Origin of the sequence: uncultured Methanobrevibacter sp., from assembly GCF_902788255.1 — an archaeon.
Classification (GTDB): domain Archaea; phylum Methanobacteriota; class Methanobacteria; order Methanobacteriales; family Methanobacteriaceae; genus Methanocatella.
Map to the genome: position 1 here is coordinate 23,661 of NZ_CADAJR010000016.1, position 23,607 is coordinate 47,267.

The following is a 23,607-nucleotide window of genomic DNA, read 5'->3' on the forward strand; positions in this document are numbered from 1 at the left end:
CTTTTTTTATGTCTATTTCTACTATCATTACTGCTGCGGGCAAGAATTCCCGTATGCGAAAAGATCAAATTTCTCGCGGCATTGAACTAACCAACAAACTTATTTTACCGTTCAATGAAAAGACCGTTATAGAGACCACCATTGATAATGCACTATCCTTAAATATAGACGAATGCATTGTGGTACTTGGGCATTATGCTAATGAAATAAAGGAAGCTATTTTTGATAATTACAAAGATGATGTAAAATTCATAGAAAACAATCCGGTTGATGTAGGTCTTTCAACATCATTGTATAATGGACTGTCAAATACTGGCTCTGATTTTGCATTGTGCATCACTGCCGACCAGCCGACAGTTCTTCCTGAAACCTTTGAGAAAATGATTGAAGTTTCCCAAAATTCAGAAAATCCTTTTAAAACAATATCTATATTGAGAAGAAGAAAGACAGGTCTTTTGGATACCGCTGAAGGTCTGGGAATGCCTTTTGTTGCGCCTCGTCAGAATCTTATGAGATATCTTGAAAATGAGGATGACAATCTTAATCCGATTTTAAGAAAGATATTTGATGATGGATACACATTCTATGGAATAAAAGAAAAAAATGAAAAAGAGTTATTGAATATTAATCATTATGATGATTATCTTCAGCTTCTAGACTGAATCGAGACCTGAGATAACATCTTCTATTTTTGCTTTGCTGATACCTACAATCATTTCATTGTCCATGATGTCCGCATAGCCTCTTGAACCGCTACAGCCTAAAGTGAAGTTCACGCCATCGCTTATGTATGGATTTGCAAAAGCGTCTCCACATAATGATTGGATACCTGCAAATGAAGGTTTCATTTTCGCACCGGTTTTATAGACGATACTTTGTGCAAGTTTCATTCCTCCGACCGGTTCGGTTATGACCTGAATCACGTCAGCTTCAAAATCTGCTTCATCTAAAGGAGCATATATGATTCCCCAGTGGATGTCCTTAACGATGGATAGTTCTGAAGTCAGTTTTTTAGCGGTTTCAAGGTCCTGGAATCTTCCAAGTGAAAAGTATTTTTCACCGTTTGCCAATTTTTCTGGCATGTCCCTTAAACCGATTGCACCTGCTCCTCCAAGGCACATTTGCTGGTCGACGGTGGAGTAGAAAGTGCTTCCCAGGGATGCTTTTCTAACCATTTCACAGTGTCTTATTTTTTCGCCAATCAGGTCAATGCCTTCAGGAAGTTCATCTTCTGTTTTAATCAATTTCATTGCTACAGGTTTTGCATCGAGATTGATTTTTTCTTCGATGGTTTCACAATATTTTTTGTTTAATTCTAAATTAGTCATACAATCACCTTAAATTGTTATTTGTATTAGGGAATTTTAATATCTTTTGTTTTAACACTGTTATTTTTACAGAATGTCTTGAAATCACATGCTTTGCAGGTTCTCTCGTCAGATTCGCCTTTCCAAGCGTCCTGAATTTTACATCCTTTAATCTCCTGAATCAATGAGCTTTCAATATCAAACACCACCTTGTCAAATTTGTCAAGGGATTCGTCAATCAGTGCATCGTCAATATTTATTATTCGAATTGATCTTGCAATCTTGAACTCATCACTTAACTCAGGTGCCTTTTCATCCTCATTCCAGTTCATGATGCGTTCGACATCATCGACAAATTGTGAATAGTCGATTTCATCATCTGTAAGGTCATGTGCAATTTCGTCCTGAATTAAAAGCAAATCCTCCTTTGATGGAACAAGTTCGTTTAGATAAAATATTATTCCCGCAAAAATAGGTTTTGCGTCTTCCTGTTGTTTTCGAAGCCATGAATATGTTAAAATTTGCTGTTCATGATTTTCCCAAGGGTTATTGATTCTGTCAGGGCTTTCTGCAGCAGGTCTTTTCATGCCCTTGTAGTCAATGATGATTTCATATTCGTCCCCATCGGTGAAATCGCTTATTTTTCTTGCAAATTCAGGGTCCTTTTTTAGAAATTCAATGATTCTGTTGTTGTAGTTGTCAAGATTGGTTTGACTCAGGTTGCTGTTAATCTTCAGGGAACTTAAAACATCAACAATACCGTTTATTCCATAATAATTTGACCTGCTGACATTTTTCTCATAATGGGGCATCTGCCTTATTCCCTTAATCGTAAGTTCAGTCGAATCAATCAATGGAAACAGATGAGGTCCCCAAACGTTAATTGCCTTTTCAGCCCTTGCACTTGCCAGTTTCTTATGGTCATGTTCATTCAAATCATCAATGGTCAAATCAGTGTTTAAAATACTGTAAAACAGATCCTCATCATATGGGTACAGTCCATCAACCTGCAGCCTCACATCAATCATATCCTCTATCGGTCTGATGTCCTCTTTCCAGTCCCATGGAAACTGCTTGTTGTCTGAATCCCACTGAAGATATGCCTCCTCCATAACTCCGTGGATGAATTCCCCAAACCATCTTTGAACAGGCCTTGAGGGTGGTAGGGTACCCTTGTTCTGGTAGCGGTACTGAAGATTGCAGTTTAAAAATGACAGCAAATCTCCGGTCAGGCTGTATTCGGGAATCATATATGCTTTTGATCTTGAAGGTAATTTCATTTTCTAACCTCATATTAAATATATCTCATTAAATCCAATGTAATTTTCATCTCTGCTCCATCCAAGCGCCACATTCGGAATATTGAAGTGGTCCTTTTTGCGAGAATATCCTTCTATTGCGGAGTTCAGTCCTACAAGTAACAGGACACTTTCCGCCCTTGAAAATGCAACAAAATACAGTCGTGTCAGGTCATCGAATGCACGGTCCTTTTCACTTCTCTCGGATTGTCCAAGTTCACTGTATTGACGTATGCTGTCTTCAATAGTGATGTTTTTAGGTTCCTTTTTAGGAAATCTCAGATGTCGGGTTTTAATATGGTTGTCATTGAATTTCGAACCCACATCAACAATAACCAATGGAAATTCCAATCCCTTTGACTGATGGATTGACAGGACATTCACCCTGTCATCAGGCAATGTGTCAAGCAGGGATTCGTCAATCTGTATTCCTCCGGTTGCAAGAGGTATGAATATGTTCCAGATTGCTTCAAGGATTGATTCCGTTTCAAGTTTCTTGTTTTCAAATGATATGTGTGAATAGTATTTGCTGAAGAATCCGGTTTGTGTAATGGACTTTGTAATCGCTTCAAGATATACTATTCCCTCAACGTCTTCCTGCAGTTCGTCAATCCATGTAATCAGCTTGTATGCAAGTTCCATAAGACTTGCCTTTTTGGGCCATTTGTCAACTCCTCTTGGAATTCTGTTCTGCCAGTAAAGGACGAATTGACTCAGGTTTATCGGTTCATGAGGTTCGGGGTTCAATTTTATATATTCGCGTGCCTTGACCCTCCATTTTGTCATGGTCACCTTTGCCAGATTAGGAATGCTTTTATCTGAAAGCTGAACTTTTCCTTCAGGGTCGATACATTCTAGAATCAATCCGCAGAATATCTCCACAATCTCGACTTTCTGAAGTTCTATTCCCCTTGGATTGAAGACCTCAATTGGTGTTCTTTGATTTTTAAGACTTTTTCTCAAATAGAATAGGAATGTGTTCTTTCCGAACTGCTGTTCTTTTGGGGAATAAGAAAGAATGGCAATGTCTGAGGCTGATCCGTATTCTGTGTCCAGCTTAAGTGTAATCCTTTCGATGCTTTTTCCCTGTCTTTCCCTTTCCGCATTCATCTGCTGCAGTTGGGCAATGTCAATGTCATTTAACTTGTTGAAGTAATCCTCATCAAGAACCTTGAGAACCTTAGGGCGGACCTCCCCCTCATTGATAAGTTTGGAAAGCAGCCTTGCAAGGTCATTTGAAAGCATCTTCACGTTGTTTCTGAACAGTCCCAATATGGGCATCTTGTCCTTTTCAAAATCAGGGGCTATGATTTTAGGCTTATTCTTAACCCTTGCATGCTGATATTCACCATCCAGTTCGACAAACCTGTTGCACAGGTTGATAATGTTTTCTGTTGAACGGTAATTTGTCTTTAGGTTGATTTCCTCTACATCAATTCCCAATTTTTCCTTTACCCTTTGCTTATAATTGGTAAACAGGTCAACTGTGGCTCCCCTAAAGCGATAAAGTGACTGGTCATCGTCACCTACAACTGTGATGTTTCCATTGTTTTTTATTGCGGATTCTGCAATTGTGAAGTAAATCTCTTCCTGAATCAGATTGGTGTCCTGGTATTCATCGATCAATACAAGGCGGACGTTGTCTAAAAATAGGTCCAGCTTTCCGTCTTTCAGGAATTTCAGGAATCTGGATTCAAGCATTGTGAAATCCATAGTGTTTCTGTTTTTAAGGATTTCTTCATATCTTTTGATGCATTTAAGAACAATCTGCATTCCTGTATCATGTTTGGCTTGTTGTAGCAATTCATCGACATCCAGTTTGTCCTGATATATTCTGTCCTTGATTTCAAGCAGTGTTCCACTCATTTTAGAAGGTTCATCAAGCTTTTCCTTACCTGTCAGGAATTTAAGATACTCCTGCAGGCTTTCATTCTTGTATAACTCATTTTCACTCAATACCTTTATCATGGCTGAATTGGCCACGAACTCTTCAATAACTATCGGATGATTTTGTCCTGGCTGTTTGTGCTGTCTCATTATCTCTTCAGCTAGTTTATCAATTGTACCTACATTGATTTGATTCAAATCGATTCTGATTATTTTCCCGATTGTATCGAAGTCATCGGTATCTTCAAGTATGTGGGTTTTTATTTCATCTCCCCAGCCAAGAATCCTGGAATAGAGTTCTTCTGCAGCTTTTCTTGTAAAAGTTGTTGCAAATATCTCATCAGGGTTAATGTCATCTACAAAAATGTATTTTAATATTTTCAAAACCATTACGGTGGTTTTTCCGCTTCCAGGTCCTGCTACTAAGAATAATGATTCGGTTGTTTTTGATAAAATTGCCTTTCTTTGGTCTTCGTTTGAAGAAATGTCCCTTTCAAGTACATTCACTATTATTTCTTCAAATTCCTTTTGTGAAATCATTTTTCACCTCTAATTTAATTTATTAATTCTTATAATTAATATATTAATTGAGAGAGCATTTGAAAACTGAATGTTCAATTTCGTTAGGTATTTTTTTTGAATACAAAAATTTTATAAATATTTATGGACATAATAAAACATATGGGAGAAAAATCTTCCATAATATGTATAAGTTAGAGGCAATTTTGCTTCTAACTAAATTCTTTTTAAACAATATTTCTCCAATTTTCATTTTCAAAGAGTAGTTACCAAATGCTCTCTCATTTGATTTAAATACTAATTAGATTAATATAGTATTATAATTAATTTTAGCTGATATTATGTCTGATGTGGAAAATATTGATATGTTTAAAAATGATGTAAGATATAGGGAAAACATTGCCCATATTGAGACAATACCAGCTAAAAAAGCTAGTTTTAAGAAAGTCGATAACTTAAATAAAAAGATAACTGATTATCTTGACTCAAAGGGTGTCAAACTATATGAACACCAGGCGGAAACATATGAGGCAATACAGGATGGTGAAAATGTCATCATCACCACTCCGACGGCTTCAGGAAAAACTTTGGCATTTAATCTTCCCATTATGGAGACAATGATTGAGGATGAGGATGCTACTGCACTTTATATTTATCCTGCAAAGGCATTGTCAAACGACCAGTTGCATGTTCTCGAAAACCTTGAAAATGAATTGAAAATCAAAATCAAGCCCCGAACCTATGATGGGGACACTCCAAGGGAGGACAAACGCGGAATACGTGAAAAGTCCAGAATTGTTCTGACAAATCCATATCAGCTGCATCTTATTCTGTCCTGGCATCACCAGTGGTCAAGGTTTTACAAGAACCTGAGATATATTGTCATCGATGAATCACACTACTACAAGGGTGTTTTCGGTTCAAATGTTGCATTTCTAATCAAGAGACTGAAAAGGATTGCAAACTTTTACGGATCATATCCTCAGTTCATTTTATCCTCTGCAACACTTGCAAATCCTCTGGAGCTTGCAAATCGTCTGACCGGTGAGGATTTCAAGCTTGTTGACAATGACACCTCACCAAGCGGTGAAAAGGACTTTATCCTATACAATCCATTCAAGAATTATGTCAGAAAGAAAATCAACACTCAGAACGCCCCTTCAGTTCACATGGAAACAGAAAACATATTCCTCTACATGATGCTTAAAAACATCCAGACATTATGCTTCACCGTTTCAAGAAAGACAACCGAACTGATAGCAATGTGGGCTAAAAATGACATGACACAAATCAAGGGTCAGCTTGCCCACAGGATAGCCGCATACCGTGCAGGTTATCAGGCATCTGAAAGGCGTGAGATTGAAGAGGGACTGAAAAGCGGAAAATATCTTGGAGTGACCTGTACCAATGCATTGGAATTGGGAATTAATATTGGGTCTCTTGATGCGGTTATCATTTCAGGATATCCCGGCACCATGATTTCAACATGGCAGCAGGCAGGAAGGGCAGGAAGAAGCAATCAGAAATCACTTGCAGTACTAATTGCCTTTGAAAATCAGCTTGACCAGTATTTCATGAACAATCCTAAATTCTTCTTTGACAAGGCTCATGAAAATGCCATCATCGACTTGACAAACCCTATTCTTCAGGAGGCTCATCTTCTGTGTGCGGCCAAGGAACTGCCTTTGCAGAGGGGTGAGGCGGAAAAGTACTTCAACATTTCACAGAATGTTGTTGATGAACTTGTATCCAAAAAGGATTTGCATGAAAACCATAAGGGAGATTTTATCTATCCTTATGATGACAATCCTGCAATGGACCATTCCCTTGATCAGATTTCTTCACAGGAATTCAAGGTAATGAACAATGGAAAGCTACTTGAAACAATGGAGAAGTCACAAGTATATCGTGAAGCCCATGAAGGTGCTATTTTAATCAATAAGGGGGACACTTATGTTGTCGACAGCGTAAGCTTTAAAAATGGCTTTGTAAATGTAACAAGAAAGGATGTGGACTATCATACTATGGTTTTAAACCAGACAGATATCAGCATCAAAAAGAAACTGTCCAAGACAAAGTACGGCAAGCTAAGCATCCATTTCGGTGAGCTTACAGTAAGCGAGGACTACTTCAAATACAAGAAGATGCAGTTTTCAAAGTCAGTGGGCACCTATCCGCTGGATTTACCTCCACTGAAGTTCAATACCAAGGGACTGTGGTTTACAATACCTAAGCAGGTAAAGGACACATTGGAAGACATGTTTCCAAATGAGGAGGAGGTATTCGCAGGAGGTCTGCATGGTGCCGAACATGCATTGATAGGTCTTTTCCCACTTCATACGATGTGTGACAGGTTCGATATTGGAGGTCTTTCAACCAATTATCATGAGGATACTCAGGAAGCAACCATTTTTATCTATGACGGTTATGAGGGAGGAATAGGTATCTGTGAAAAGGCTGTTGACGTATTTGTTGAGATGTTGGATTCAACAATAGACCTTTTAAACAACTGCCAATGTCAAAGCGGATGTCCTTCATGCATCTATTCTCCGAAATGCGGAAACGATAACAAGCCTTTGCACAAGAATGCAACCAAATATATCCTTGAATACATGAGGAAAATGATTTCTAAGGATGATTTGGAGGTTGAAGCTGAAGTCATTGTCGAAAATGAGATAATTCCTGATGAATTTGACGAAGCTTATGAACTGTATAAGAAAGGGGATTATTCCGCTTCAAAGGATGTCTTAAACAGTATCATCAGTAATGATAAAAACCATTCTAAGGCATTGGCTTTGATGGCTCAGATATTATATGAACAGGATCAAAAGGATATAGCGCTGATGTTTACCAAAAAGGCACTTTCATGTGACAGGTCTAATGAAATGGCAAATGAGCTTGAGGTTCTTCTTACAAACAAGCAACCAAAAGAGACTATTGAACTCAATTCATTGGATGACATTGATGTTCTTTATGAAGAGGCCTATGATCTGTATGAGCAGGGGGATTTGGCAACCTCATCTGACATACTGGAGAAACTTCTGGACTTTGATGATAAAAACTCAGATGCCTTGGCATTAATGGGTTTGATATATTATCACTCAGGCATCTTTCCAAAGGCTGTCGAATATTACAGAAAGGCATCAAAAATAAATAAAAATGGTGAAATGGTTCGTGAATTGAAGATGAGGGTTTCCTAGGGTGAGCCTGTAAATGGGCTGAAACCTTCCTGGAAGTGTTCGCATACATTTTCAAGCTCTTCAGGAATGTCTATTTTTTGGGTGCAGAAATCTATACATGTTCCGCAGAATGTACAGTTTTCAGCAGGCACCTTTTCGAGGGCCAGTTTGTCATAGTATAATCTGTATATGTTTGACTCCGGCTGATTTTTATGGGTATTGTAGAGGTGGAAATATTCAGGAATTGGAATTTCCTCTGGGCATTCCTTCAGGCAATATCCGCATTCGCTGCATGGCACCGCCAGATTTTCCTTAAGTTTCAATGCCATTTCGGATAAAAACTCATTCTCCTCATCACTTATCACTTCAAAATTCTCAAAGGTGTTGCAGTTGTCCTCCAAATCACTCATTTTGCTCATGCCGCATAAAACCATTTTGACATGTTCAAGTGACGCGCAGAACCTTATGGCAAAACTTGCAACTGATTTGTCCGGATTGAATTTTTTGAATTCCTGGTTGATTTCATCGGATTGGTTTACGATAACCCCTCCCTTAAGGGGTTCCATCACGTAAACGTCAATTCCATGTTTTACGCATAAATCATAACACTTGCGGGATTGGATTGAGGTATCCTCCCAGTCGAGGTAGTTAAGCTCCAGCTGGACAATGTCGATTAAATCCCCGTATTTCTCAAGGACCTTTTCAAGCAGGCTTGCATGGTCATGAAAGCTGAAACCGATCTTTCGTGCAATCCCATCCTCTTTCATCTTTTTTATAAATTCAAATGAGTCATGCTTTTCTGCCAGTTTGAACCATGGTGTATTAATGTTATGGATGAACAGAACGTCAAAATAATCGATTCCCAGTCTTTCAAGCATTTCTTTTGTAAACTTTTCATTGTCATCTTTGCTTGTCAGAGCCCATGTTGGAATCTTGTCACATATCTTGAATGATTCACGTGGGTATCTCTCCACAACGGCCTTTCTTATTGCAATTTCACTCATTCCGTTGTGATATGCATATGATGTATCGAAATAGTTAAAGCCTTTTTCCATATATATGTCAACCATCTGGTTGAATAATTCTTGATTTATTGATGTTGGGTCGTTTTTATCGGTTTGTGGAAGTCTCATGCAACCGAAACCGAATTTGGATTTGTAAGTCATAATAATTGTCTCCTTTAACTATTATTTATATAAGAATATTATTTAAATGTTGTTAATATCAACAATTATGGATAATCATTATTGACCTTTAAGTTAAATCCAGACCAATTTATTTTTTTAATATTAAAAGTATTACTTACAAATGACTACAATAGTAAATACTTTTATTAATAAAAAATACTAAAATTATAATATTAATATTTAATTTAGGAGTAGTAAAATGCACGAATTATCTATGGCTCAAGGCATTATAAATGCAGTTCTTGAAACTGCAGAGGCAAATAATGCAACTGAAGTTAATGAAGTTGCCGTTGAAGTTGGAAGATTGGCTATGATAAATCCTGAACAGTTGGAATTCATATTGGGAATTTTGATTGAAAACACTATCATGGAAGATGCGGAAATTAAATTTGAAGAGATTCCTGCAGAGATTAAATGTCATGAATGTGATTTTCAGGGTGAGGCCATTCTGGATGACAGTGATCATTACGCTCCACTTGTTAAATGTCCTGAATGTGACAGTTTAAATGTAGAAACCTTAAACGGTAAAGATATTGTTGTTAAAAATATTGTTATAGAAAAACCTGATGACAGTTAAGGAGATGAAAATATGCACCAAGTAGCTGATGTGGAAGTAGCAAAAAATATTATGGATGCTAATAAAAGGTTAGCAAACAAAAACTTGAAAAATTTAGAGGAAAAGGATATCTTCTGTGTTGATTTTGTAGGAGCAATCGGTTCCGGAAAAACAACACTTGTAGAGGAAATCATTGACAATACTGATTATAAGATTGGTGTTTTGGCAGGAGATGTAATCTCCAAATTCGATGCAGGACGTATAGAAAAGCATGATGTTCCTGTTGTAGGTTTAAATACAGGTAAAGAATGTCACTTAGATGCACACCTTGTCGGTCATGGACTTGAAGACCTGCCATTGGATGACCTTGACATGGTAATAATTGAAAATGTAGGAAACCTCATTTGTCCTGTTGACTTTGATTTAGGTTCACACTTAAGAATCGTTGTCGTCAGTGTAACTGAAGGTGACGATACCGTTGAAAAACATCCAATCATATTCCAGACATCTGATGTGGTCGTAATCAATAAGGTTGACCTTGCGGATGCAGTTGGAGCAGATGCAGACAAGATGGTTGCAGACGCTCAAAGATTAAACCCTAACGTTAAGGTTATCAAATCCAGCCTTAAACAGGGAATTGGACTTGATGAAATCATCAAAGTAATTGAAGATGCAATGAATTAGATTTATTTGGGTGGTATGATGAAGATATGGATTGATATTTCAAATGCGCCTCATGTAAGGTTCTTTAAGGATGTAATCAAATACCTTGAGGCTGAAGGTGAGGATGTCATTGTCACAGCAAGGCAATTTGGTGATATCCATAAGCTGCTTGATATGTATGATATTGATTTCATTTCCGTTGGAAAACATGGGGTAAGTCTATATGACAAGCTCCGCGAGAGTACACAGAGAGTATACAATCTTGTAGACATTATTCATGGTGAAAGGGTTGATGTCGCCCTTAGCAAGCATTCCATTGAACTTCCAAGAATTTCTTTCGGTCTTGGAATTCCAAGCTTGTATGTTCTTGACAATGAAAAGGCCTTGGCTGCCAATAAGCTTACACTCCCGCTATGTGACAGAATCATCGCTCCAAACAGCATAGATTTCTGGCAACTGATGAAATTCGGTGCAGATCCAAACACTATCATTCCATATAACGGTACCTCTGAACTGATGCATTTTAAAAGCTTTGAATATAACGATAACATTTTTGAAGATTTAAATCTGGATTTAAAACATTCAAAAACCATACTTATGAGGCCTGAACCTTCATTGGCATCATATCTTGATGTTGACTGCAGAAAGTCAGTCCTCTCACCTATCGTTGACGAGTTAAAGAATATTGCCAACATATTGATTCTTCCAAGATTCAAGGAACAGTCCGAGATATTTGAGGGAATTGAAAACGTTTCAATACTAAAACCTCCAGTTGATACATCAAGTATCATCAAGAAATGTGACCTTGTAATCGGTGCCGGAGGAACTATGAACAGGGAAGCTGCAATCCTTCAGACTCCTGTCATTTCATGCTATCCTGGTGAAACATTGTCCGTTGACCAGTATTACATCAACAAAGGCTTGATGTACAGGTCAAACAATCCAGATGATGTTATTGAAAAGGCACTCGATTTAATTGTCAATCCTGGTGAAAAAATTGAGATTGAAACCGATGATTTGTTCCAGGTGATAATTGACAATTTATATGATTTGGCCAAAAATGGTAAATAGTTTTTTATACTAATACATTCATATAATAATAATGTACTTTATTTTTTGGGCTGGTAGCTCAGATGGTAGATCGTCGCCTTGGCATGGCGGAGGCCCCGGGTTCAAATCCCGGTCAGTCCATTTTTTAAATAAATGAATTTGTGATTATAATATGTTGTTAATTGCTCAAAACCACTTACAATTAATTGTAGAAGTAGGAATAATGCTATTTGTTACAATGGTATTTGCTCTTAACCTGATTCCATTATCACTCAGTGTCGTAACCTTTTTATCATTGTTTCTCATGGGAGGTTTCACACTTATTTTTGGAGCGGACATTGCTCTTTTGGTAATTTCTTCAAGTCAGGCAGAGTTTACACACCCGTTCGGTCCGATAGCATTGTTAGGTACTGTTGCAGCTTTAGCATCGCTGAAGGTGATGAAGGAATCGGGCGTTGATATACGGCCGCTTAGACGTTTTGTAATTTTATTTTTAATAGGTATCACTGTATTCGGTGGATTGATGCACAGGTCCTTTTTGATATTGTGGGTAATCGGTCTTTTCTTCGGATATCTGATGATTTCCAAATCATTCAGAGAAAAATCCATTTTCACCTTTAAAAGAATTATCGGATTTTTAGGTGTAATTGGAGTCGGTTTCGTTCTTCTTGAGGTCATAGCAAGAGTTACCGGAATGACAATTTTCTCACCTATGCTTAGGTTTGGAAGGATTGAGCAATATTCCCTATCAAGTATCAAGACAGTACTTCAAAATATTCAGTTGATTGGTCACAATGCACAGGCATCCTATTGGGGAGCGGAAGGTACAGCATTCGCTGAAGGTTATATCACATTGCCAATGCAGCTGGTACTTTTCTTCGGTCTTCCTTTCCCGATGTTTTTCGGTATACTTGTAAACCAGAAGGATACAATCGACTATATGCTTCCAGGTATCTTCGGATACGGTTTTGATTTCGGTATACTCGGATTGGCAGGTTTGATGCTGTTTGTAGTTGGAACCATTGTAATTGGTTTTAAGGTATTGAATAAATACAGAGAGAAAAGAGAAAAGAATAATAAAAAATACTTGGGAAGAGAAGTATTGTTAACAGGAGCATTAGCTTCATTCTGTGCACAATCTCTTATTGGACTATTTGTGTTCAACAGGACAATCAATGGTATGGCATTGCTGACATTCATATTCGTTGGCGCATTGATTCTAGCTAATGTCGTTACACTCAAAACAAGATCATAGAGGGTAGTTTTATGAAAGCTTTAGTATTACTTGGATGTCCTGAGACTCCATCACAAACTCCACTGGCAGTTTATGTTTTTAACAAATTGACAAATTTAGGTTATGATACAACAATTGCGGCAAATCCTGCGGCTAAAAAACTGGTTAAGATATCTGACCCTGAAGATTATTATCATTTGAACCTGGTTGATTTGGAAAGACTTTTAGGTGATATAAATCCGGGTGATTTTGATTTGCTTGTAGGTTTTGTTCACAAGGATGCGGCAGCATCATTTTTCGTAACATTTGAGCAAATATTGCAGTGCAAATCTCTTGCATTGGTATTTTCAAGAGATGCCGATGAAGTTGCGGAATTTGTCAGTATGATAGAAGAGAGCGGAAGTGACGCAAGTATTGCAGCCGTTAGGGCTTTCCATAATCCTTCACCGATTAAAGTTAAATTTGACAGAGCAATCAAGGAGATGGAATAATGTCTTTTTGTTTAGATACTTACTTACAACAGTCTGACAATTATGAAATCCATGCCTCAAAAGCAGGTTTTAAGGACTGTGCAATGATTATAAGATTCAAGGCTGATGATTTGGTCTACATCAAACCTGGTGATGAGGTGTTGGGTGTTCGCGTCATTGGAATTCCTCCGATACCAATAGGTTTTGACCATGAAAAGGGAACCGTGTTCCTGCCTTATACAAAACCTTGTCACGGAACTTCCGTTGTGGAATTGCCGATTGATGAGGAAGAAGTTGAAAAAATCAGAAAACTCGACACCGGTAAAGGCAAATGAAATCAACAGTCGTTGGAAGCTTTCCCGTTGAAGTCAAAAAGGACACTTCAACTAAAAATAAATTATTAAGTGCTCTTGGAGCATATGATCCTTTTAAGCAATCCATTAAGGATAGTGTCATCGCTCAGCTTGATGCAGGAGTTGATATAATCTCCGACGGTCAGGTTAGAGGTGACATGGTTTCTATTTTTACAGAATTTATTCCCGGAATGAAGATTGTGGACGGTAACACTGAAATCATCTCAAAAATCAGAAAGCCGACTCAGGAAATTTCAATCAAGGACCTTCAATATGCAAAAAAGGTCATGAAGGATTATTATAATGGAAATATTCCTGAAGGATGCGGTGTAAAGGGAATTATCACTGGTCCAAATACTATTGTGCATTCCTCAAGGATTCAGGGATTTTATAAAAACAAGGAGGATGCCATAATCGATTTGGCACATTCACTGAAATTTGAGGTTGAGGCAATCGTAAAAAAGGTTGAGCCGGTTTACATACAAATCGATGAGCCGTTTTTATCCACAGGAATGGTTGACATGAAAACCGCACGTGAGGCAATAGACATTCTCCATGACGGTCTTGATGTGCCTTTGGCGATGCATGTCTGCGGTATTTTAAAGGATGCCTTCAGTGACATTTCCAGATTCAATGTTGAAATACTTGATTTTGAATTTGCAGGAAACAATGTCAATCTGGATGTTTTGGAAAAGAACTATTCACTGGTTTCAGGCAAAAAGATAGGTTTCGGATGTGTTGATTCATCAGTTAACACTGTTGATGATAAAAATGATGTCGATGAGCTTGTCCAGAAGGCCATTGAAATAGTCGGAAGGGATAATCTGTTGCTTGATCCGGACTGTGGTCTTAGAAGGGCACCGAAGGACGTTGCATTCGATAAGCTTAAACTGATGAACCAGATTAAAGATAAATACAGCTAATTTTGATTTTATGACTAGATTTTGTCCAAATTGCGGTGAGCCATTAAAGGAGGATGCCTTGTTTTGTGCCAACTGTGGTGAACAGGTTTCCCCAAAGAAATCTTTTAGAAACTATCTGATTTTGGCAGCCATTGTTGTCATTTTGGTTGTAGGTGTATCAGCTATTTTTTTAACCAATCAGACTCAAACCGTTACCGTTGACAATGTGCAATTTAAAATTCCCTCAGATTATGAAAAGGAACCCTTAAGAACAGATGTTAATTTTGATAAGAATGTCAAGTCAAGTTCCATGGGATGGAGCAATGACAAGCACTATATAGAAATTGGTGTTTCAAGAACTCCTGGTGAGGGTGTAAACAGCGAAAAGGTCGCAGCAGGTTTGGGCGGAACACCGACTAAGATGTTGGGATATTCAGGTTATCTTTTGGAATTTGAAAATGAGGGTTATGCGTTCATTTTTGGTCTGAGGGATGAGGTTGTAATGGTATATGTCAACGATTATGATGCATTTGGCGATGTTGGGGTCGTTGGTCAAATTTAAATTGATGGTTTGATTCCTCAAAAATCATGTCTATGACTTTTGAGAAAACCGGTATTTTTCAAACTTTAACGGTATTCATGTTTAAAGTTTTTGTCATATAGCTTAGATGCATTAAACTCACCTGGGTCTAAGACATCTCCCACCACAATCATTGCAGTCTTTGTTATATTGGCATCTTTAACTTTTCCTGCAATATCTGCGAGGGTTCCTCTAATTATTTGCTGGTCTGGCCAAGTTGCCTTTTTGACCACTGCCACAGGGGTAGTTTCCTCATACCCTACAAGCAGTTCATCGACCACCTTGTCAATCATGCCTATGCCCAAGAAGATGCACATTGTAGCATGATGCTTTGAAAAGCTTGAAATGCTTTCTCCGGATGGTTTTGGAGTTCTTCCCTCAGGACGGGTGATAATGACACTCTGTGAGATTTCAGGTAGTGTCAATTCAGCTTCCAAAACGCTGGCGGTACCAAACAGTGAACTTACGCCAGGAATGATTTCATATTCGATATCATGTTTTTTCAGCTCACGGATCTGTTCTGCTATTGCGCCGTATATTGAAGGGTCTCCTGTATGTACACGTGCAACAAGTTTTCCTTCGTTTACCGCTTCAGTGATAATTCCGTCGGTTTCCTCAAGATTGAGGTATGCGCTGTTGTGAATTTCACAGTCTTCACGGGCAGGACTCAACACGTCCTTGTTTACAAGTGAACCTGCATAGATGATGACATCTGCCTCTTCAATGACTTTACGTCCTTTCACTGTTATTAAATCGGGATCTCCCGGTCCGGCACCAATAAAAATTACTTTTCCTTTCATGTAAATCAATTTGTTTTTAGTATTATTTAACGATTTTGTATCAATATTGACTTTTGTTTAGAGTAAACTTTATTAATTTCTAAGATAATTAAAAAATATGGATAATAAAGGTTTTATTTCAATAGAATATTTGTTTTCATTATTTATTCTTGTCATTATTGCTTTAGGCTTGTTATTTTTCGCATCCTCTTCAATATCATCAAGTTTAAATATTGAAGATAGTGTTGCTCACAGGCTGATTCTTGATGATGTGGCAAATCAGATTGCCCAGGTTGACTCGAATGGTGTGGGGTACTCAAAAATCCTGAAATTGCCTTCAGACAGGGGATATTATGAAATAACTGTCGACAAGAACAGGATGACAATGAAATTTTCAGACAAGAAGGGTGAATCGATGCTTATTCTTGCAGATATTGGCTCGAAATATACATTGGTCAGTGGAAGGAGTTATATGATTTCAAAAACGTCAAAAGGTGTTGTGATATCATGATTGACAATACGGGACAGGTTTCAGCCGAGTTTCTGTTTGTATTTGGTGTTTTGATATTGATTGTCATGTTGAGTATAGTGTTTGTAAGTGACCAGCAGGAACTGAACATTGCAATGTCTGCGGCCCGAAGCGGTGCAATCGAAGGAGTGGGCACATCATCTTCAGCAATCTATCCGGAAGACACGTTCAGGGATTATTCGTATGATAAGGAATCCTTGCTCATGCCATATGATGTTAGAATAGTCAATGTGTCATATAATGATTTGGGATATGACGTAAACTATGAAAAGAATTGGATACGGTTTGAGGTTTATGCAAAAACCTCCGACCGCTTCGATAGCGATGAGCTGGTATCAATCGGTGACAGGATTAACTATAACCTAAGAAAATCACTTGCGCTGAGCTTCAATTCAACCGCTTCGACAAACAAATTATATAATCCCGTTTTCTCCAATCATTATGTCTACACAACCGCTAATGTTAAATGGGTTTAAGTATAAACTAATCATCATGTCTAGATATGAAAAAGGTAAAAAAACTCTTGAAAGTATTCAGAACCGTTCAGTTGAAGAGATATTCAAGGAATTGGAGGATATTGCACCGGACCTCTCAAGGTTTGTGGTCGAGTTTCCATATTCTGAAATATACACACGCCAAGAGCTTGACTTGAAGACACGTGAAATCTGTACAGTTTCAGCACTTACTGTTCTTGGAACAATTCCTCAATTGAAGGAACATATCAACGCCGCATTGAATGTGGGAAACACTCCAACAGAGATTGTTGAGATAATAATGCAGATGAGTGCATATTGCGGTTTTCCAAAATCCATCAATGCAATGATGGCTGCAAAGGAAGTTTTTGCTGAAAGGGATTTGCTTTAAGTGATAATATGTATGAACTTGACGGTTATGACATTTCCGATACCAATTATGATAAGATATGTCTGAACTGCCAGTTTTGGGAATCAAATGTGCAGCTGTACGGTGCGGCTCAGGGAGTCATGTGCACAAGGGGAATGGGCCAGACAGGACCGAATGATTCCTGCAGCATGTTCCTGCCGAATACCAGTGCAAGCGAACAGGACCTGAACAGATATTTTGAAAAGCAACAGAATTTGCATGTCTGGAAACGATCGAGGGATTGAAATTACAGAAGAGACATTCGATGCTATTGCATCAAAGCTACAGGATGATTTGGCTGAAGCCATCCAGGGTAAAAAACAGATTAGCGAGTATGAGCTCATTGTCTACAAGTACGTGTTCATTTCAGAGCTGAAGATGCCTTTATTTGATGAAATGGAAATGGAAATCACCTCTGACTCATTTATAATTCATCTTATACCTGATGGTTTAATGTTATCTCAACTGAAAAAACTGGACGAGGCATTTGACAGATTCAAGATTAGTTTTTTACCAAATTCATACAATCTTATCAAATTGAATTTCAAATTGTGTGATTAAATGTATAGTGAAAAAGAAAAACAGGAACTTATGGATAATCTGGTTGAAATGGAAACCTTCAGAGTCGATACCGGCGATGAGGGCAAAATCCTTCAGGAAGATTTGAAAAAATACTTCATCAACGGTGAAGGTGATGTGGAGGATTTGATTTTCAGGATTGAACTCTACTTCTACGCCTTCAAACTGTTCTGCAGAAAACAGGTGAAAATAGACAGAAACCAGTTCACAATATTTTTAAATGATTCTCTTCTTGATTATCATCTGATTAATTTGGTAAAACAAGATTTGACCGAGTTTCAATTGGAAATTGAAGCGGTCAAGGAAAACAATGATGTTCTGATTAATCTGAACTTCATTTTACATTTCTAGATTTTAAATATTTTGCGGGCGTTGGCGGTGGTTATCTCATCAACTTCGCTGACACTCATATCTTTTATTTCAGCAATTTTATGAACTGCCTTAACGACATTTACAGGTTCGTTTCTCTCTTCTTTTGTCATTGCAAGATATGGGCTGTCTGTTTCTGTTAGGACATAATCAAGATCTATTTTTTCTATCAAATCCTGATGATGCTTTGAATAACAGAGCATTGTGGAAAAGCTCATGTATGAATCGTCACGGTTCATGATACGTTTTGCGGTTTTTAGGCTTCCTCCATAGCAGTGGAAAACGAAATAGGGGATGTTGTCATAGTCTTCAATGATGTTCACGGCTTTTTTCTCACAGTCCCTTACATGCATCACTATCGGTACCTTATATTCATCCGCCAGTTTTAAAAAGCTTCTGAAAATCTCCTGCTGTCTTTCACGAAGTGTTTTATCTGTGACATAGTAGTAGTCCATGCCCACTTCTCCGATTGCAACGATGTCATCCAGATGTCTGCGGATGTTGTCATGTGCAATTTCGATATCTTCCTGTGTGGCATTCTGTGAGCTTACCGGATGAAAACCAAAAGTAGGATAGATGAATCCTTCATAATCCTTTGAAAGTTTTAGAACGTCCATGTTGCTGTCATTGCTGTAGCCTGAAACAATTACGTGATTCAGTTTGTCCTTTGCTCTTGCAATGACCTCCTCACGGTCATGGTCAAAATCTTCAAAATCAATGTGGCAATGTGTATCTATCATCTAAACACCAAATCTACGTTCCCTTTCCTGATATGATCTGATTGCCCTTATAAAATCAACTTTTCTCAGTTCAGGCCATAGGGTTTCACAGAAATAAAGTTCTGAATATGATGACTGCCACAGTAAAAATCCGCTTAGACGTTCCTCTCCGCTGGTACGGATAATGAGGTTAGGATCTTCCAGTCCCTCGGTGTAGAGGTTTTTGCTTATAAGGTCCTCATCAACGTCATCGATACTAATTTCTCCTGCCTGTACCTGTTCGATAATCTTTTTAACGGAGTCTATGATTTCCAGACGTCCGTCATAACCAATAGCTATATTGAATAATCTTTTATTGTAGTGTGCAGTTGCGTCTTCTGCTTCCTTAATTGCATCACGAACGCTTTCAGGTATCAAATCAAGTTTGCCGACCACTTTGACCTTCACTTCGTTGTTGTGAATTTTTGGATGGTCAACCAATCTCTTGAAGTTTTTTACAAACAGGTTCATCAAACCTTCAACCTCATGTTCTGGTCTGTTAAAGTTTTCGGTTGAAAAAGCATAAACTGTAATTATTTCAATTCCAAGTTCGATACTCCAGTCAAGAACTTTCTCTAGGGTGTCAACACCTATTTCATGGCCTTTAACAACGTCAATGTTTCCCTGCAGTTTGGAGTATCTTCTGTTACCGTCCATGATTATGGCAACATGTTTTGGCATTTTTTCTGGTTTTAAATCACGTGTAATGTACCATTCATATAATCTATAAAGTATATTTTCTGCCATTCTAATCCCTTATTCTGATAAATCGCTAGCTAATGTTAAACTACGGACATAACCATCAATGCTTTGATCTCTACTTGTGTCGATATATACTCTATCCATTCCAAATGTTACTGCACCATAACTTGGCCAGGAACTGAGCAACACAAGTGTTCTGAAAATGATGTTTCCCACTCTTCCGTTTGGGGCGATAATAACGTTGGATTTGTTGTTAATTGCCTTTTCGATTAAAATGAAATAGTTGGTCACTTCTTCAGAAGTATTTTCCTTAAGAAGTTTTGTTAGTTTTTTGCTGTCGATTATTGAATTGGATACTTCTTTTCCTCTTCCGAAATCATCCTCTCTTCCTTCAGCAAGAATTGCAACTTTAGGTTTTTTACCTACTTTTTTGAGAAAATCAATACAGTTTAAGGCGATTTCATATCTCTCTTCAACGGTCCTGCCCTCATCAATTCCAACAGGTGACAGGAGAAACTCAAAGTCTTCCCCATTGACATATGTTGCCCTTGACAGTTTAGGATAGCGCTGTTTGAGTTCTTGCATGATATTTGATGCCGGAAGGGAACCACGTACTACTGCATCAACATTATTATCTAAAACTGCTTTAATTAAGTCTGCATCACTATATATTAGTTTTATATCCGTTTTTGGGTGTTTTTCTTTAAAAATATGACACGCTTGTATTATATTTTCATTTTCTCCAACACCGATAGCTATCGTTTTCATTAATTTAATTATATGTATTTCATTATAAATTAAAGTTTTCTAATTTTTAATGTAGATGTTAAATTTTTAAGGTCGTAATTCTAAAATATTATTATCTTGTGGGGATGTTTTTATGGTAAGTGAGATTCAAAATTTATCAAAGTATAGTCTGAATGATTCCGAAAAGATGAGTTTAATTGATGATGTTCTGGAGGAATTCCGTGAAGTTCATGTTCTGCGCGCTCCAGAACTCAGATTTGATTATAAAGCTGAGTATAGTTTTCAGGAGGACTCCATACCATGTGATGAGAAGGCAGTTTTATTAAAAGATTCAGATTTATTAGAAGAGCCTGCAAAGTACTGTCCTGAATGTGGCAGGAAGTATCCCGAAGGCGAAAATGTATGCTTTGACTGCCTGGTACACTTAAAAAACATATCCGATAAAATTGAAATCTCACAAATCGAATACGCTCCACAATTCACCTTTAAGGGCAAACATTCATTTGACGCTTTTGATGAACTATTGAGTATGGACAATCTCTCTAAAATCAATCAATTCAGATTCTCAATTGAGGATTATTCACAAATCATCCATTCAATTAAGCTTCAGGCATTAAAGAACTTTGATGATATTGTCAAATCCAATGAAATAGACTTTGACGAGCTGGCAATCCTTGATAAAATCATTCTTTTTGCAAAATCATTTGTCAATGTAAAATACAAATCATCAGGTCCCCAGCTGGGATACTTTGAAGACAACACCATTTTCATTGATGACCGGCAAACAGACTCACTTCAGATAACAACCCTGATTCACGAGCTGTCACATTTCATAATTCAGGAGATCCTGGTGGGGATTGTGTGTAAAATCCTGGACGCTTCAAGATGTGACTTCATAGAATCCGTTGTCTCATTCATACTGTCATACACTCCATTCACTCAACTGATTGATGAGTATTCGGCCCACAATGTAGAGGGAAGATTTACGATTTTCGGTTTTCAGGACTATTCATCCTATCTTCAGATTGAAAGTGAGCTTGACGGTGAGATGAGCCGTGAGGAAATCGAGATAACAAAATCTATCGGAAACACCTTTGCAATCACAATCAAGGAGGTTCTTGAATCACTGATTGACAGGGAGTTGAGGGAGGACATTAAGGACCAGTTCCTGAGTGACGTCTTGGACAGGCCGAACTATGCCGCACTGAGAATGGAAAACTGTCAAATCCTAAATGATGAGGGTTTCATCAAATCCATCTGGCTGATTTTAAATGACGGTTTTGAGGTTGCCACTTCAAACATGGATTATTTTACCAAAAACTTATAAATGATTAAACTCAACTATTAAATAGAACAATCACCATTTTTGAGTTTCATTCGCCTAAATTTTGCTAAACCAAAGCAATTTTACAGGTTCACAAAACTTTTTTTCAAAAATGTCTGATTGATTAGATCCATAGGTGTTAATATGAGCAAAGAAAAATGGGTAGAGTCATTATTGGATGATATGATTGAAAGTCGATGGAGCGAAGACGTAATAAAACATGAGATTGAACGTTTAAGTGATATCTCAGATTTTGAACCTATAAATCAGTATTCAGATAAGGAACTGGATGATTCAGAACTTATTAAAAACGATTTCAATACACAGATTGAAAATTTCTCCAAAAGCGACTATAAGAATTATCTGATTTCACAGGCAGTTGATGAAATTGGAGAGGAAATCGATTTCAGCAATGATTACCTTGAAGGATTGATTCGCCAGCATTTGGATGAGGAAAATGATTTTCTTGACAGGGTCATGAAGGAAGCCATTGCCGAAGACGACTATTTTCAAAAAACCATCGAACGGAAATTGGCTGAGGAAAGATACCATGAGTTTTATGACAAGGATGAATTGTATGTTGTCGAATATCCTGGCGAAAAGGAGATTTTTGATGATTTGGGCGATACCAGCTATATGGATCAGGGAATATTTGAAGGTGCAAACACAGACAGGTTTGAAGAGCCTTTTAAATATATGTACTATGAAAATCAATTTTTTGACGATGATTTGGTGGATTATAGTCCGGATGACATTATCATTTCCGATTATGATGCATCACAGGAGCACATTGATATCTCAGAGGCTCCGGATGACATCCTTTTAGATGAGCCTGCAGGTGAAAATCTTCAAGCTAAAATAACCGAAAGGCTGATTGAGGAGAAATATCTGGACAGGGTCTTTGTTGAGATAATCAAAAGGGACAGCTATTGGGATAATCTGATTGAGGAAAAATTGGCTAGTGATGGAAAATTAAATCAAAAGATTGAAAAATTGCATTAAATTACTTATAGGATTATAACAAATTATATTCTATGAACATTAAGGATAGAATTTTAACCCTGAATACAGAACACACCGGCGAAAGTGCAGATATCAGTGATTTGCTTTTAACAATCGTAACCAAATTTCAGTTATTCGAGCCATGCACCTACCTTTCAGAGGACGATGAATGGTTGAGTGTGGCCATGATTTCCCTTGAGGACAATGATGTTTCACAGGCATTATCAATTAAAAAAAGCGAGATTACAGTATATGGTGTTTTCAATCGTGACGAAATAGATTTAAACATTTCACCTCAAAAGGGATCTGAGGATTTGTACCAATGAGGGAAATATATTTGGATGAGGATTTTGATGTTGATGAGGTTACCTCCCAAATCAATAAGGTAATGTCCAAGTGGTCAATTCAGCTTCTCGACATCAACGGTCCCAACTGGGTTGTCTATGACTATGATATGGATGTCAAATACCTATTTCAGTTTCAGGTTGACTTCAACGATATAGAAGTGCGCATAAAATTAGAGGATTTGAAACTTAATGTAATCCATCACATTGAATCCCTAAAGGATGAGACAACATATAGGGACAATTTGGCTAATTCAGTTTTTATAAATTGAACAACCTCGCCTTGAAGAAGGTGAGGATTCCTAGATTTTTTCATGTTTATTTGCTCAATCGTTTATTGAGTGTTTTCTAGGCAATCCCCGGGGTCCCACCGGTTAAGTATGTTTATGGCTGCGTTGACATCTCGA

Annotated in this window: 28 protein-coding genes and 1 tRNA gene; 21 read left to right on the top strand and 8 right to left on the bottom strand. The window is 37.7% G+C overall.

Features of this window, described 5'->3' with window-relative positions; genetic code table 11:
• Nucleotides 1-8 precede the first annotated feature (8 nt).
• Entirely contained in the window at nt 9-662 is a 654-nt protein-coding gene (locus tag QZV03_RS05520) for an NTP transferase domain-containing protein (protein WP_296874706.1), read from the top strand.
• Here QZV03_RS05520 and QZV03_RS05525 read toward each other — a convergent pair.
• Genes QZV03_RS05525 through QZV03_RS05535 form a run of 3 tightly spaced genes read right to left on the bottom strand, consistent with a single transcriptional unit; the run spans nt 654 to nt 5,032 of the window.
• Nucleotides 654-1,328: a DUF169 domain-containing protein gene (locus QZV03_RS05525; protein WP_296874707.1), complete on the bottom strand. Its 675-nt coding sequence runs from the start codon at nt 1,326-1,328 to the stop codon at nt 654-656. The two genes, QZV03_RS05520 and QZV03_RS05525, sit on opposite strands and share 9 nt — an antisense overlap.
• A 26-nt stretch (nt 1,329-1,354) precedes the next feature.
• Nucleotides 1,355-2,587 (bottom strand): PD-(D/E)XK nuclease family protein, encoded by a 1,233-nt coding sequence (locus QZV03_RS05530; RefSeq protein ID WP_296874708.1) that lies wholly within the window; start codon nt 2,585-2,587, stop codon nt 1,355-1,357.
• Between the two features lie 9 nt (nt 2,588-2,596).
• Nucleotides 2,597-5,032 carry a DEAD/DEAH box helicase gene (locus tag QZV03_RS05535; RefSeq protein ID WP_296874709.1) on the bottom strand — a complete coding sequence of 812 codons (2,436 nt, stop codon included), beginning with the start codon at nt 5,030-5,032 and terminating at the stop codon, nt 2,597-2,599.
• A gap of 320 nt (nt 5,033-5,352) precedes the next feature.
• Between QZV03_RS05535 and QZV03_RS05540 the strand changes: the two genes are divergently transcribed.
• Nucleotides 5,353-8,211 (top strand): DEAD/DEAH box helicase, encoded by a 2,859-nt coding sequence (locus tag QZV03_RS05540; RefSeq protein WP_296874710.1) that lies wholly within the window; start codon nt 5,353-5,355, stop codon nt 8,209-8,211.
• On the opposite strand, the gene QZV03_RS05545 is transcribed toward QZV03_RS05540, so the two are convergent.
• Complete coding sequence (locus tag QZV03_RS05545; protein WP_296874711.1) at nt 8,208-9,356, bottom strand: aldo/keto reductase; 1,149 nt, start codon at nt 9,354-9,356, stop codon at nt 8,208-8,210. The two genes, QZV03_RS05540 and QZV03_RS05545, sit on opposite strands and share 4 nt — an antisense overlap.
• A 220-nt stretch (nt 9,357-9,576) precedes the next feature.
• On the opposite strand from QZV03_RS05545, the gene hypA reads away from it, so the two are divergent.
• From hypA to QZV03_RS05590, 9 genes are all read left to right on the top strand, one after another.
• Nucleotides 9,577-9,954, top strand: a complete 378-nt coding sequence (gene hypA, locus QZV03_RS05550; protein WP_296874712.1) for a hydrogenase maturation nickel metallochaperone HypA — start codon at nt 9,577-9,579, stop codon at nt 9,952-9,954.
• Between the two features lie 12 nt (nt 9,955-9,966).
• A complete protein-coding gene (hypB, locus tag QZV03_RS05555) occupies nt 9,967-10,617 on the top strand; it encodes a hydrogenase nickel incorporation protein HypB (RefSeq protein WP_296874713.1) in 651 nt (216 codons plus the stop codon).
• 18 nt (nt 10,618-10,635) lie between these two features.
• On the top strand, nt 10,636-11,667 hold the full coding sequence (locus QZV03_RS05560) for a DUF354 domain-containing protein (protein ID WP_296874714.1): 1,032 nt from the start codon (nt 10,636-10,638) through the stop codon (nt 11,665-11,667).
• Between the two features lie 47 nt (nt 11,668-11,714).
• Nucleotides 11,715-11,787, top strand: a tRNA-Ala gene (locus QZV03_RS05565).
• 31 nt (nt 11,788-11,818) lie between these two features.
• Nucleotides 11,819-12,901, top strand: coding sequence for a hypothetical protein (locus tag QZV03_RS05570; protein WP_296874715.1), 1,083 nt, complete (start codon nt 11,819-11,821; stop codon nt 12,899-12,901).
• 11 nt (nt 12,902-12,912) lie between these two features.
• Nucleotides 12,913-13,371, top strand: coding sequence for a DUF1890 domain-containing protein (locus QZV03_RS05575; protein ID WP_296874716.1), 459 nt, complete (start codon nt 12,913-12,915; stop codon nt 13,369-13,371).
• Nucleotides 13,371-13,685: a DUF1894 domain-containing protein gene (locus tag QZV03_RS05580; protein ID WP_294998509.1), complete on the top strand. Its 315-nt coding sequence runs from the start codon at nt 13,371-13,373 to the stop codon at nt 13,683-13,685. The genes QZV03_RS05575 and QZV03_RS05580 overlap by 1 nt, the downstream gene beginning before the upstream one ends.
• The gene (locus QZV03_RS05585) at nt 13,682-14,626 is read left to right on the top strand and encodes a methionine synthase (RefSeq protein ID WP_296874717.1); all 945 of its coding nucleotides are present in this window, start codon (nt 13,682-13,684) and stop codon (nt 14,624-14,626) included. The genes QZV03_RS05580 and QZV03_RS05585 overlap by 4 nt, the downstream gene beginning before the upstream one ends.
• A 10-nt stretch (nt 14,627-14,636) precedes the next feature.
• Nucleotides 14,637-15,167, top strand: a complete 531-nt coding sequence (locus QZV03_RS05590; RefSeq protein ID WP_296874718.1) for a zinc ribbon domain-containing protein — start codon at nt 14,637-14,639, stop codon at nt 15,165-15,167.
• 65 nt (nt 15,168-15,232) lie between these two features.
• Here QZV03_RS05590 and cobM read toward each other — a convergent pair whose 3' ends face one another.
• Nucleotides 15,233-15,985: a precorrin-4 C(11)-methyltransferase gene (cobM, locus tag QZV03_RS05595; protein ID WP_296874719.1), complete on the bottom strand. Its 753-nt coding sequence runs from the start codon at nt 15,983-15,985 to the stop codon at nt 15,233-15,235.
• Nucleotides 15,986-16,115: 130 nt separating this feature from the next.
• On the opposite strand from cobM, the gene QZV03_RS05600 reads away from it, so the two are divergent.
• Genes QZV03_RS05600 through QZV03_RS05625 form a run of 6 tightly spaced genes read left to right on the top strand, consistent with a single transcriptional unit; the run spans nt 16,116 to nt 18,305 of the window.
• Nucleotides 16,116-16,475 carry a hypothetical protein gene (locus QZV03_RS05600; protein WP_296874720.1) on the top strand — a complete coding sequence of 120 codons (360 nt, stop codon included), beginning with the start codon at nt 16,116-16,118 and terminating at the stop codon, nt 16,473-16,475.
• Complete coding sequence (locus QZV03_RS05605; protein ID WP_296874721.1) at nt 16,472-16,969, top strand: TadE/TadG family type IV pilus assembly protein; 498 nt, start codon at nt 16,472-16,474, stop codon at nt 16,967-16,969. Before QZV03_RS05600 ends, QZV03_RS05605 begins: the two co-directional genes overlap by 4 nt.
• Before the next feature lie 16 nt (nt 16,970-16,985).
• Nucleotides 16,986-17,357, top strand: a complete 372-nt coding sequence (locus tag QZV03_RS05610; protein ID WP_296874722.1) for a carboxymuconolactone decarboxylase family protein — start codon at nt 16,986-16,988, stop codon at nt 17,355-17,357.
• Between the two features lie 8 nt (nt 17,358-17,365).
• A complete protein-coding gene (locus QZV03_RS05615; RefSeq protein WP_296874723.1) occupies nt 17,366-17,620 on the top strand; it encodes a hypothetical protein in 255 nt (84 codons plus the stop codon).
• Entirely contained in the window at nt 17,574-17,936 is a 363-nt protein-coding gene (locus QZV03_RS05620) for a hypothetical protein (protein ID WP_296874724.1), read from the top strand. The genes QZV03_RS05615 and QZV03_RS05620 overlap by 47 nt, the downstream gene beginning before the upstream one ends.
• A complete protein-coding gene (locus QZV03_RS05625) occupies nt 17,937-18,305 on the top strand; it encodes a hypothetical protein (protein ID WP_296874725.1) in 369 nt (122 codons plus the stop codon). It begins immediately after the preceding gene.
• Here QZV03_RS05625 and QZV03_RS05630 read toward each other — a convergent pair.
• From QZV03_RS05630 to mtxX, 3 genes are read right to left on the bottom strand one after another with little or no spacing between them, the layout of a single operon-like run.
• Nucleotides 18,302-19,063, bottom strand: coding sequence for a TatD family hydrolase (locus QZV03_RS05630; RefSeq protein ID WP_296874726.1), 762 nt, complete (start codon nt 19,061-19,063; stop codon nt 18,302-18,304). The genes QZV03_RS05625 and QZV03_RS05630 overlap by 4 nt on opposite strands.
• The gene (gene uppS, locus QZV03_RS05635; protein ID WP_296874727.1) at nt 19,064-19,828 is read right to left on the bottom strand and encodes a polyprenyl diphosphate synthase; all 765 of its coding nucleotides are present in this window, start codon (nt 19,826-19,828) and stop codon (nt 19,064-19,066) included. It abuts the gene before it with no gap.
• Nucleotides 19,829-19,837: 9 nt separating this feature from the next.
• Nucleotides 19,838-20,551 (bottom strand): methanogenesis marker protein Mmp4/MtxX, encoded by a 714-nt coding sequence (gene mtxX / locus QZV03_RS05640; RefSeq protein ID WP_296874728.1) that lies wholly within the window; start codon nt 20,549-20,551, stop codon nt 19,838-19,840.
• 112 nt (nt 20,552-20,663) lie between these two features.
• Between mtxX and QZV03_RS05645 the strand changes: the two genes are divergently transcribed.
• The 4 genes from QZV03_RS05645 (at nt 20,664) to QZV03_RS05660 (ending at nt 23,472) form a co-directional block, all read left to right on the top strand.
• The gene (locus tag QZV03_RS05645) at nt 20,664-21,857 is read left to right on the top strand and encodes a hypothetical protein (RefSeq protein WP_296874729.1); all 1,194 of its coding nucleotides are present in this window, start codon (nt 20,664-20,666) and stop codon (nt 21,855-21,857) included.
• A 141-nt stretch (nt 21,858-21,998) separates the two neighbouring features.
• A complete protein-coding gene (locus tag QZV03_RS05650; RefSeq protein WP_296874730.1) occupies nt 21,999-22,856 on the top strand; it encodes a hypothetical protein in 858 nt (285 codons plus the stop codon).
• Between the two features lie 32 nt (nt 22,857-22,888).
• The gene (locus tag QZV03_RS05655; RefSeq protein WP_296874731.1) at nt 22,889-23,182 is read left to right on the top strand and encodes a hypothetical protein; all 294 of its coding nucleotides are present in this window, start codon (nt 22,889-22,891) and stop codon (nt 23,180-23,182) included.
• A complete protein-coding gene (locus tag QZV03_RS05660) occupies nt 23,179-23,472 on the top strand; it encodes a hypothetical protein (protein WP_296874732.1) in 294 nt (97 codons plus the stop codon). Before QZV03_RS05655 ends, QZV03_RS05660 begins: the two co-directional genes overlap by 4 nt.
• Nucleotides 23,473-23,607: the final 135 nt, after the last annotated feature.